Raw genomic sequence first — 10,752 nt, 5'->3', positions numbered from 1 at the left:
TGAAAGCCAACCAAACGGCCCTATTTCCAACCTAGTGGGCTTACATTCCAATTTCACCCAAAAATCTCCTCTGATTAAGTTCTTTTCAACCTCTCTGAGAAATTCTTACTTTAGTCGGACACTAGTGATTTTTTATAAAAGGTAAGCAGAGCAAAAATAGGCCTTTCGTACTAATTAATTTATATTTTTTCATGCTTTGCTACCAAATAAAGACAGAAGACCCTCTGATAATTTATCAACAAGGTGTTGGACACTTCTCCGGCATTCCAAATTGTCCGAAACACAGGTATTCGTGTACGATATTGATACAGCAAATCATTACTTATCATCACTCATTTCCAATTAAGCCCTATTTCCGAATATGGAACAGGTATTGAAGTTAGGTTTCTAAACAAAAAATATGATAAGCTTCCTACTCTGGTGTATTCTATTCGTGCTATGCTGGCCATTGGCGATCATAGGCTTACTTCTTTATCCTATCTTCTGGTTGATTTTGCTTCCTTTTAGACTTTTGGGCTTTGCTGTAGACCTATCGTTTGACTTTATCAGAAACCTCTTTATGCTTCCTTTTACTATAGCAGGAAGAAGGTAAGAAGAAGGTTATTTCTGGTGATATCGTTTTACTAAGTTCATGACCTTGTGAAATACGGCTGAGTTCTCATATACTCCTCTGAAGTCATCTGAATGAGCTCCATAGGCAAATACCGGAACCATTATACCGGTATGGTCATCGCTATGATAAGCCAATTCCACAGTTGCCGAAGCTATATCTCCCTGCGGAATGGACACTCCACCTGTCTCGTGATCTGCAGTGATGATTAATAAGGTATTTGGGTTCGTATCCACATACTGAATCACTTTCCCGATTACCTCATCAAAATCCAGCATTTCAGAAACAATCGTTGAAGTACTATTGGAATGTCCCCCCGAATCAATATTTGCTGCCTCCACCATCAAGAAGAATGGAGCCCCTTTTTGATCGAAAAATTCAAGTGCGAATGCTGTGCTGTTTAACAAAAAATCGCCTCTCCCATCCAACTTTTTTGGCAGAGAGCCTTTTGCTGCAAAATAGCCAACACGACCTGCCTCAGTCTGTTCTAAACTTTCAACTAGGGTAAATCCTGCGCTTTTCAGGTTTTCAAGCTGGGCTTCGAACGAATCTCTTCCCCCACCGATGAATAGATCCAATTTACTTGTTGATAAATAAGCTGCAATCTGATCAGAATCATCGCGCTCCGGATGATGTGCATAGAAGGATGCCGGAGTAGCTCCAGTCAACTGATCTGTGGTGATGATTCCACTTGAGAATCCATACTCATAAAGAATATCTGGCAAATTACTTAGCCATTTTTCTTCCGTATCAACTCCTATCGCACGGTTATTTGTTTTCTCACCAGTCGCATAGGCAGTTGCTCCTGCAGCAGAGTCAGTAGTAAAATCATCTGCCGCCTGAGTTTTGATCAAGCCCATGTTCTTCAACTGAGTAAGGTTGAGTTGATTTCCATTAGAAAACAATGCAGAGGATATCTGTGCCAATCCATTCCCGTCCCCTATCATCAAAATCACATTTTTCACAGGCATTTCAGCTCCGTCTGCTTCAAAAGTCGGCTGGTAGATCTCATGTATTGAAGTATTTTGATAGATATTTTCACCCAACTTATTCAAGTAATCTGCTGCCTCAATCGGATGATCGGTATTGATATAATCCTCTCCCATTTCATGGAAAGCCTTCCAGGCAGACTTGCTATCCGGAGAACCCCAAAAGCGGACTGGCTTATCAAAACTATGAACTAGTTCAATGAAGTCCTGAAGCTTTACTCGTTGCTCCTCCACCATTCTCCCTTTTCCATTCCAGATGGAAAATTGACGAAAGCTCAGACTCACCATCCCAATTTTGTCCCAGGGTAGATCTTTTGTCAATTCCATGCTCTGGTAATCAAAAAGCATCCATGAGGGGTAATTCTTATAGTCGGCAGGCTTTGGTCTATTTCCTGAAATTATCAATTTCAATCCTCCAGGATTATCCTCAGAATAGAGAACATCTTGATAGTTCTTCATACTTTCCTCCAGTACTTCCAGTGTAGTATATCCCTCGGTTTTGAGATCTACTAGCAAATGAAAGTTGATCTTGCCTATCAATCCATTTTTCATTCCCTCAGCGATAGGATCTAAATAAAGACTTTCAATGGTTCGCTTTGGATCGATGCTAGCGGCTTCATGTGCTGCCATCAGTTTACCATCTTTCAAAATCACATCTACTTCGATAGACGATGCTCCTGCTGAATATGCCGTCCAAAAAGGGACAGTCTGTAAATAATCGTTGTGAGAGTGGATTTGAAATTTCTCTGAATTCTGGGCAGAAAGCTGAAAAGTAACTAGCAGAAGCAGAAAAAGCGGAATTGAAATAAATTTATTCATTCCTAAAAATAGCCCATTAGATAGGATTTAAGGCAACTCTAAAATGAAAAAGCAAAGGCTTAACATATTGATAAAGTATGGATTCATTATACATGAATAAATGAAGCGACTGAAATTCTCAGCACCTTGAAATTAAGTCAATTACAAGGATTTATAGCTTTCTCTCCCATTTTGAAATCATAACAAAAACGTGAAACAATATTTCAGAATTTCATTTCAAAAAAATGAATCTTGCTTCTTAATCCTAATACTATGAAATCCACACCGAGCTTCATTATTACGCTTTTAAGCTTATTATTTTCGCTACAACTTTCCGCCCAAAACCTCAAGCTAAATCAGATTCAGGTAATCGGCAGTCATAACAGTTACAAAAGTCAAATGGCTCCAGAGCTGCTTACCTACTTAGCCAAAGTGAACCCATCTGCTTCGCAGAGCTTAGAATACGCCCATATTCCTCTAGAGTCTCAGCTCGATCTTGGTCTTAGAAATCTTGAACTTGATGTATATCATGATCCTGAAGGAGGAAAATTTTCTAACCCGAAAGGCTTGGAAATCATCAAAGCAAGCGGAGGAACCCTTCCTGAGTATGATCCTAACGATGCGCTTTCTAAACCTGGATTAAAGATGTTTCATGTGCAGGATCTAGATTTTCAATCTCACTATTTACTCTTTGCCGATGCACTGCAAGCGCTTAAAAAGTGGAGCGAAAGCAATCCTGATCATTATCCGATTTTTATTTTGATCAATGCAAAAGATGGAAATATTCCGGGCACCCGTCCCACCCTTCCCTTTACGGCAGCAGCTTTGGATAGCATTGATTTGGAAATCAGAACACATTTGGGAATGGATCATTTGATCACACCAGATATGGTGAAAGGGAAATATGCAAATTTGGAAACAGCTGTACTCGCCGGAAACTGGCCAAATGTCGATAATGTTAGAGGTAAATTTCTTTTTGTGCTTGATGAAAACGAAGAGAAAACAGATCGATACCTGAGTGCAAAACCAGAACTGAAAGATGCAGTGCTTTTTGTAAACAAAAAGGAAGGCAATTCTACTGCTGGATTTAGGATAATAAATAATGCAGTGAAAGATGAGGCCTATATCAGAGAGCTAGTCAAAAAAGGTTACATGATAAGGACTCGCGCGGATTCAGATACGAAAGAAGCAAGAGCTAATGATTTCTCCACATTTGAAAAAGCCAAAGCCTCAGGAGCACAAGTAATTTCTACGGATTATTACCAGCCTTCCACGTTCTTCAAATCTGATTATAAAGTTATTTTTGAAGAACAAGGATACGAAAGACCTAATCCTGTTTTGGTCAAGAACTAGAAACACATCTCCCCATTTTGAATAAAAACCACATTCTTCCGACTATCCTTGGGGTTGCATTACAATTAATCTGCACCAATACTACTTTGCAAGCCCAGACGGAAACGAACGAAATCGCTTTTCTCTCTGACATCCATCTTCAAAACGTATATGCCGATCTAAAGTCAGAAGAGTTTAAAGGCGTCTTCAATCCAGCCACTGGCAAATTCGCCACGATTCGAACGATGAAAAGCCAGTTGAATTCCACACGACTTTTCAATGAAACCTATTTTGCTTTCATCAGCGCCTTGGAAGATCTGAAGGAAAAAGGAATCAAAATAGTAGTGCTTCCAGGCGACTTCACGGATGACGGACAGCCGATGAATGTATTGGCATTGAAGAAAATTCTTGATCAGTACGCTAGGGAATCGGGCATGCGATTTTTCCTGACCACCGGAAATCACGATCCAGTCAAGCCTTTTGGTGGAATAGCAGGGAAAAGTGATTTTCTCGGAGTTGATGGATCTGAGCAAGCAATTGCGGGCTCTTTGGATTTCTTTTCTTCTTTCCATATTGCCAAATCTGATCAGATCAACTATTGGGGATATCCGGAAATAACCAAAGCGCTAGGAAATCATGGGTTTTTCCCCAGCCAAAAAGACATTTTCTGGGCTCATCCATTTCAGGAACTCGATTACGATAATTACACTTTTGATCAAGCGAAAGCTTCGGCTATTCTGGAACGGAGAATGTATCAAGCGGGAAATTCAGGGCTTTTTTTGCCAGACGCCAGCTATGTGGTCGAGCCTGTAGAAGGAATCTGGCTACTAGCTCTGGACGGGAATGTTTATACTCATACCGGTGCAGAGTCTAGCGAAAATTGGAAGGGATCATCCGTGGGTTTTAATCAAGCATCTATGCATAAGATCCATCAGCTAGACTGGATCAATAAGGTATCCAATGAAGCTGAAAAGCGTGGTAAAACCTTGATCTCTTTCAGCCATTATCCACTAGTGGAATTTCATGATGGGGCTTCTGACGAGATGAAGTCGCTTTTCGGATCAAGAAAATTTCAACTTGAACGAGTTCCTACTCCTGAGACGAGCAAACTTTATTCTGAAGCAGGCATCAAAATACACTTCGCTGGGCACATGCACATCAATGACACGGGACTCTACCAAGACCCAACCAATATCATGTATAATATTCAAGTGCCTTCTCTGGCAGCTTTTCCGCCTGCGTACAAAATTTTAAAAACCACCAATATTTCGCAATTGGAAATCGAAACAATTTCGCTCACACAAGTAGATCACATGAACGAGTTTTTTGATCTCTACCGAATGGAGCATAACTGGCTTCTGGAAAAGCAAGATCCCGGAATCTGGGACAGCACAATTCTAGCTTCCAAGGATTACTTTGAGTACACCAGAAATCATCTTTTGGAGCTGACAAAATCTAGATTTATTCCTTCGGATTGGCCAGCCGATCTTGCTTTACTTTTGGAATCAATCAGCAATGAAGAACTACTGGACTGGGGCCAAATGAATGAAAAAGACGGGGATTTTTTTCTGAATGAAAAACTTGAATCCATAAAAAAACAAACCTCTTCCAATCCAGACAATCAAAAGATCATCGATGATTTTTATCTTTTGAAAAATGGTGATGAAATAGGAAAAAGACTGATTTCGGAGGATAGAATTATTTTTTATAAAGAGTTTCTTTCTTCTGTATCAAAGAAAACTTACAGTGCGGAAACCAATTTAAATACTGAGTTCGTGCAGTTCTTTGGCATTTTCCAAAAGCTTTTTGACTCTCTTCCTTCTGATCACTTTAGTATTGATCTGGAAAAAAACATGATAGAAAGAATAGATTAGGTAGTTGAAATTGAAGTAATCAATGCCTAGTTCCTTCGGTTTGTGTCTCCACAAATACCTTATTCCCAATAAGAGTTATTTAAAAAACTCTGATACAAATAAAAAACTACTAACCCCTGCTTCTGGAGAAGCAGGACAACGCCACCTCTTCGTATCCGATATCGGGACGCCGTGCACACTGCGAGTATAAAAACAACCATAACCGAAAAAACCGATGAGAAATCCCCATCGGCTTTTGGTATTATAGGTTAATGGGTTTTAGTAACCTTGGTTTTGTACTAAGAATCCATCTTCGTTTGATGCTCCGTCAATCGCTTTTTGAGGAATCGGAAATAACCTTTTGTTGACATCGGTATTGTTCTTTTCCGTCCAACTGCCTTCATATTTCCCGAATCGTATTTGATAGTTTCTTCTATGACCTTCCCAATACAGTTCAAATCCAGTTTCTCGGAATAAAATATCAAGATCAATAGCATTCAATGCCGCTGGTGTCTGTGCCGGACGTGCATTTCTGGAAGTTCTCAAGGTATTGATATCTGCCAGAGCACCAGCATTGTCACCTTTTCTCAACTTAGCCTCAGCGCGCATCAAGTAAATCTCGCCCAAACGAACCAAGACTAAATCAACGCTGCTGTAGCTACAACAATTGGGAGCTGTATGGCTAAACTGATATTTTGAGAATCGATATCCCGCATTATGTAAGCTACCCTCGTTTGTGAAATCTACCTTGAGCGTATGGTCAACATAGCGAATGTTTGCTCCACTACTTCTTTTATTGATAACTGGATAGATCCTTACTTTACCCGCATCGTCAGTCAAAATATTTCCTCCCCCGTCTTTTCTAGGACCCCAAATAATATTGCGAAGTATTCCCCTGTTTATTTCAAAATCCGTGGCCTCTATGGAATAGAAATGATCCGAATCATTGGTTGGGTTCACTCCTGTAAGATCCTTAAGATTCTCAGGGATAATTGTATTCTCTTGGAAAAAACGAGCATCGGCGTCAGCTGGATCCACATCTCCATAAGCGTCTACCCAGGTCTGATAAAAATCAGGAGTAACTGCTACCGCATCGGTTCCACGTGTGTTTGGAAATTCCGGTCTTGGAATTAGATCGCCGGATATAGGCCAGTAAGCCCATCTACTGTGCTCTGTCGCAAGAACTCCTCTTTGATCAAGAGAAAATATGATTTCGGAATTCGTGTAGTTATCGTCATTGAACAGTTCAAAATATTCTGCGGACAAAGAATACGGTCCACCGATAATATTGCTTGTGTATTGGATTACCTTATCCATATCACCTGATTGAAAGTCAGGTGTGCCATATGGATTTCGATAAACTGCAGCATTCAAATATAAACGGGCCAATAAAGCACTTACAGCATGCTTGTTCAATCTACCAGGTCCCTTATCGCTTTTAATCACGTCCACCACAGACAATAATTCGCTTTCAATATAAGTGATCGCCTCTTGTCCCCTAAGAAGTTCTGATGTTTCGCTAGATGCGTTTTTCTTGAAAACAAGCCCCCAATTATCAAGAGCCAGCATATTAAGATAGGCCTTCATGGCTACCATTTCATAAAGTGCATCTTGGGCGTTTGTATTCCCATTTTCAACTTCTAAACTCAGTCTTTCCTCTGCCAAAACTGCCCTAGATAATGTCAGGGTAATGTAGGTCCAAGCATCTCCTACCAAGCCATTACTTGGCGTCATAAGATGCTGATGTACCGAAATAAACTTACCTCCATCAAACCAATCCGTACCCCCACGATAGGGAAGGATACCTTCATCTGAGGCAACCTCTTGAAGTCCAAAATTAACTGTGTGTAACCATACCTGACGGAGCATACCATAGACGGGAGCGATGGATCCACTGACAACTTCCGCTTGGCCAGTTCCGGTCAAGGACTCATCTAGAATTTCTTCATTTAAGTCTGTACAACCGATGAATGCGAATACAAGTGCAACTATCGGGAGTATTTTGTGAAATCTTATATTTTTCATTTTAGTGTGCTTTTCTATATGATTTAATAATCATCAATTTTCTTTTTAGAACATTAAATTAAGACTGAGCGAAAATGTTCTTGCTCGTGGATAGGTAAAACGGTCTATACCAAAAGTTTGAATTCCAGCTGAAGTGGATCCAGTATTTACTTCAGGATCAAATCCTGAATAATCTGTGATTACAAATAAGTTTTGGCCTGTCAATGCAAATCGGACATTTTGAAACACATTCTCCAGACCGATCTTTTCTGTATTCAGACTATAAGCAAGCGTAGCGTTGTTCAATCTAAAGAAAGAGCCATTCTCTAAGAAGCGAGTTGAAACAGTATTGGAATTGTTAAACGACTCCTCAGGAAACTCAGCGGCGAAATCCGTTGCGTTATTTGATCTGGATAATTGTGCTTTAGTGAACAGTGACATGGCCGTATGATTATAAATCTTGCTTCCTGATGTACCATTAAAGTTCAACCCTAGATCAAAAGCTTTGTACTTAAAATTCATATGAAAACCATAGATGAATTTTGGAATTGCACTTCCCACCACACTACGATCATTGTCCAATACTGCACCATCTCCATTGATATCCTTAAACTTGTTCTGCCCATCTTCTCCAATCCCATCAAACTGAAGCATGTAGAATGCACCGATAGGCTCATTATTGATATAGCCGTTGATAGTCGCGCCTGTCTGACCAGCACCTTGAGCTGCGCCAGTGGTCAATACCGAATAGGGTGAATCTTTCACCTCATTTTTAATGAAAGTAACATTACCTCCAATAGTATAGGAGAAGTTGCTCTGCATATCGCTAGTGTAATCCAAGCCCAATTCGAAACCAGAGTTATGGATTTTCATATCCTGGATGTTGTTCCAATAGGTAGAGGTAGGCTGTACAGGGTCGGCAGGAACTACTTCGAGCAAGATATTGGAAGACACTTTGTTGAAATAATCCAACGTACCTGTCAATCGGCTATTAAAGACTGAGAAATCAATTCCCAAATCAACTTGAGTAGATACTTCCCATTGCAAATTTGGATTTGCCAAACGTGTAAATACAATTCCATACGGGTAACCGTCCAATGAATTGGCATCTGTATCAATTGGATAAGTACTAAGACTGCCGCCTCCTGTTGCTAATCTATCCTCTGAATAACTGGCTTTTGTGATCTTGGAAGGAATCTCTTGGTTACCAGTTTTACCCCAGCTTGCACGCACTTTTAGGTTGTTGAAAACAGAGTTGGCCATAAAAGCTTCCTTGCTTAAATTCCATCCCAATGCAAAGGATGGGAAGTATCCGTATTTGTTATTATCACCAAACTTGGAAGATCCATCAGCACGAAACGTAGCCGTAAACAGGTATTTATCAGCGTATATGTAGTTCAGTCTACCAAAGTAAGATTGCAACTCGTTCTTAACCGCGGACGAATTTACCGTAGTAGGATACTCGCTAGTACTGTTATGGTCTTGGAACCTAGGTTCAATATTATTGTCTGCAAAACCCCGGTAAGAAGTTATCCTTGTTTCATCCAAAAACGTCTGATAAGAATGTCCCGCCAATACGGTTACGTTGTGTTGATAATTATTCCAATTATAGGTAAGTGTATTCTCGACTAACTTATTGGCATTTGTACTTATAGCCTCGTCGAGCGAACCGTCGGAAATATTCGACTCATTTATGACAGCCGTATAAGGCTTGTACTGCTGGTATCTATCTGTGCTGGAGTAATCAACACCGAGGTTCAACTTGTACGTAAGACCATCCAGTATCTCGATTGAGGGAGCAATAGTCGCCAGAATACGGTTATTGGCAGCTTGATCACTATACAGATTATACCTAGCTAGTGGATTTAATGCATTTGTATTCAGCAACGTCGGCTCACCATCTGTGTATGGAGCTACTGTAGGGTTTAGGCTAAGCATATCACTTATAGTCGAGGTAATGCTAGGCCGCAAATTTTCGGTATGAGAAGCCGTCAAATTGTAGTCTACATTCATCCTGCCTTTGAAAGCCTTTTGATTCATGTTAAGTTTTCCTGAGTAACGTTTCAGATCGCTATTCTTCAGAATTCCTTCCTGATCCTGAAATCCTACAGAAGTGAAATAGCTAAAGTTCTCTTTGTTGGCTCCGCTCATCGAAAAATTGAGATCATTAGAATAACCAATTTGGCTTAATTCATCCTGCCAGTCTGTATTAGCTCCAAAGTCATCCAAAGCTCCACCCGCGGCAACCACTTGCCTACGAAATTCATCGGCACTGAATACATCAATTTTATTAGACATGGACGACATCGCCGTGGAAGCAGAAAAATTCATTTGAGTGGCTCCTGCTTTCCCTTTTTTAGTGGTAATTACCACAACCCCGTTGGATGCTCTGGAACCATAAAGAGCCGTTGCACTGGCATCCTTTAGGACTTCCATACTTTCAATATCATTAGGGTTAAGGAAGCTTAGTGGATTGGAAGCAATTCCTGTAGAGGAATTGTCGAGCAAAAAGCCATCGACTACGTAAAGCGGCTGCGTGCCCGAACGCAAACTACCAATACCCCTGATAATCACATTTTGAGTAGCACCTGGTTCACCACTAGTTGCAGAAATATTCACACCGGCCATTTTCCCCTGCAAAAGATCAACTGGATTCGTAATCACACCCTGATTGAAATCTTCTCTTTTAACAGAACTAATGGCACCAGTGACGTCTGACCTTTTTTGGGAACCGTAACCAACCACAACCATTTCATCCAATTGCGTGGCATCTGGTTCTAATTGGACAGCTATTTCTGATTGCCCATTCACTGAAATCTCTTGCAGAATATATCCCAAATAAGAAATTTGAAGAACTGAACCTTCTTCAACATCGATAGAAAATTTCCCGTCAAGATCAGTTACTGTGCCGTTTGTAGTTCCTTTAACACGAATTGTTGCACCGGGCAGTGGAGCTCCTATTTCATCCGTTATCGTACCGGAGATTAATTGTGGAACGGAAACTAAACCGGAAAACGGGGCATTCAATTTCAATGCCGCCTCCCTTTCAATACCCTTGGCGACAAGCGGGTATGGATTAGTAGTTAATCCAGCACAAATAACCATACATGCAGAAGCATAGATGATTTTAGATAATCGTAATTTTGAATGCATAAAATTTAAGCGT

Annotated in this window: 6 protein-coding genes; 3 read left to right on the top strand and 3 right to left on the bottom strand. The window is 40.5% G+C overall.

Annotation, left to right across the window (positions count from 1 at the left end):
• The first annotated feature begins 400 nt into the window (after nt 1-400).
• On the top strand, nt 401-592 hold the full coding sequence (locus tag ESV85_RS17385) for a hypothetical protein (protein ID WP_146919846.1): 192 nt from the start codon (nt 401-403) through the stop codon (nt 590-592).
• 8 nt (nt 593-600) lie between these two features.
• On the opposite strand, the gene ESV85_RS17380 is transcribed toward ESV85_RS17385, so the two are convergent.
• Nucleotides 601-2,418, bottom strand: coding sequence for an alkaline phosphatase (locus tag ESV85_RS17380; RefSeq protein WP_146919844.1), 1,818 nt, complete (start codon nt 2,416-2,418; stop codon nt 601-603).
• Between the two features lie 252 nt (nt 2,419-2,670).
• Here ESV85_RS17380 and ESV85_RS17375 point away from each other — a divergent pair, with 252 nt between their 5' ends.
• Together ESV85_RS17375 and ESV85_RS17370 are read left to right on the top strand one after the other, a co-directional pair.
• Nucleotides 2,671-3,750: a phosphatidylinositol-specific phospholipase C1-like protein gene (locus ESV85_RS17375; RefSeq protein WP_146919842.1), complete on the top strand. Its 1,080-nt coding sequence runs from the start codon at nt 2,671-2,673 to the stop codon at nt 3,748-3,750.
• A 17-nt stretch (nt 3,751-3,767) separates the two neighbouring features.
• Nucleotides 3,768-5,603 (top strand): metallophosphoesterase family protein, encoded by a 1,836-nt coding sequence (locus ESV85_RS17370; RefSeq protein ID WP_191322043.1) that lies wholly within the window; start codon nt 3,768-3,770, stop codon nt 5,601-5,603.
• Between the two features lie 258 nt (nt 5,604-5,861).
• Here the strand turns inward: ESV85_RS17370 and ESV85_RS17365 are convergent, their stop codons facing one another.
• Nucleotides 5,862-7,607: a RagB/SusD family nutrient uptake outer membrane protein gene (locus ESV85_RS17365; RefSeq protein ID WP_146919839.1), complete on the bottom strand. Its 1,746-nt coding sequence runs from the start codon at nt 7,605-7,607 to the stop codon at nt 5,862-5,864.
• 45 nt (nt 7,608-7,652) lie between these two features.
• Nucleotides 7,653-10,739, bottom strand: a complete 3,087-nt coding sequence (locus ESV85_RS17360; protein WP_146919837.1) for a SusC/RagA family TonB-linked outer membrane protein — start codon at nt 10,737-10,739, stop codon at nt 7,653-7,655.
• Between the last annotated feature and the right edge of the window lie 13 nt (nt 10,740-10,752).

The sequence above is a fragment of the Algoriphagus aquimarinus genome, from assembly GCF_007997215.1.
GTDB classification, from domain to species: Bacteria; Bacteroidota; Bacteroidia; order Cytophagales; family Cyclobacteriaceae; genus Algoriphagus; species Algoriphagus aquimarinus_A.
Note: the sequence above shows the minus strand (reverse complement) of the source record. Positions and strands in the feature narration are given on the sequence as shown.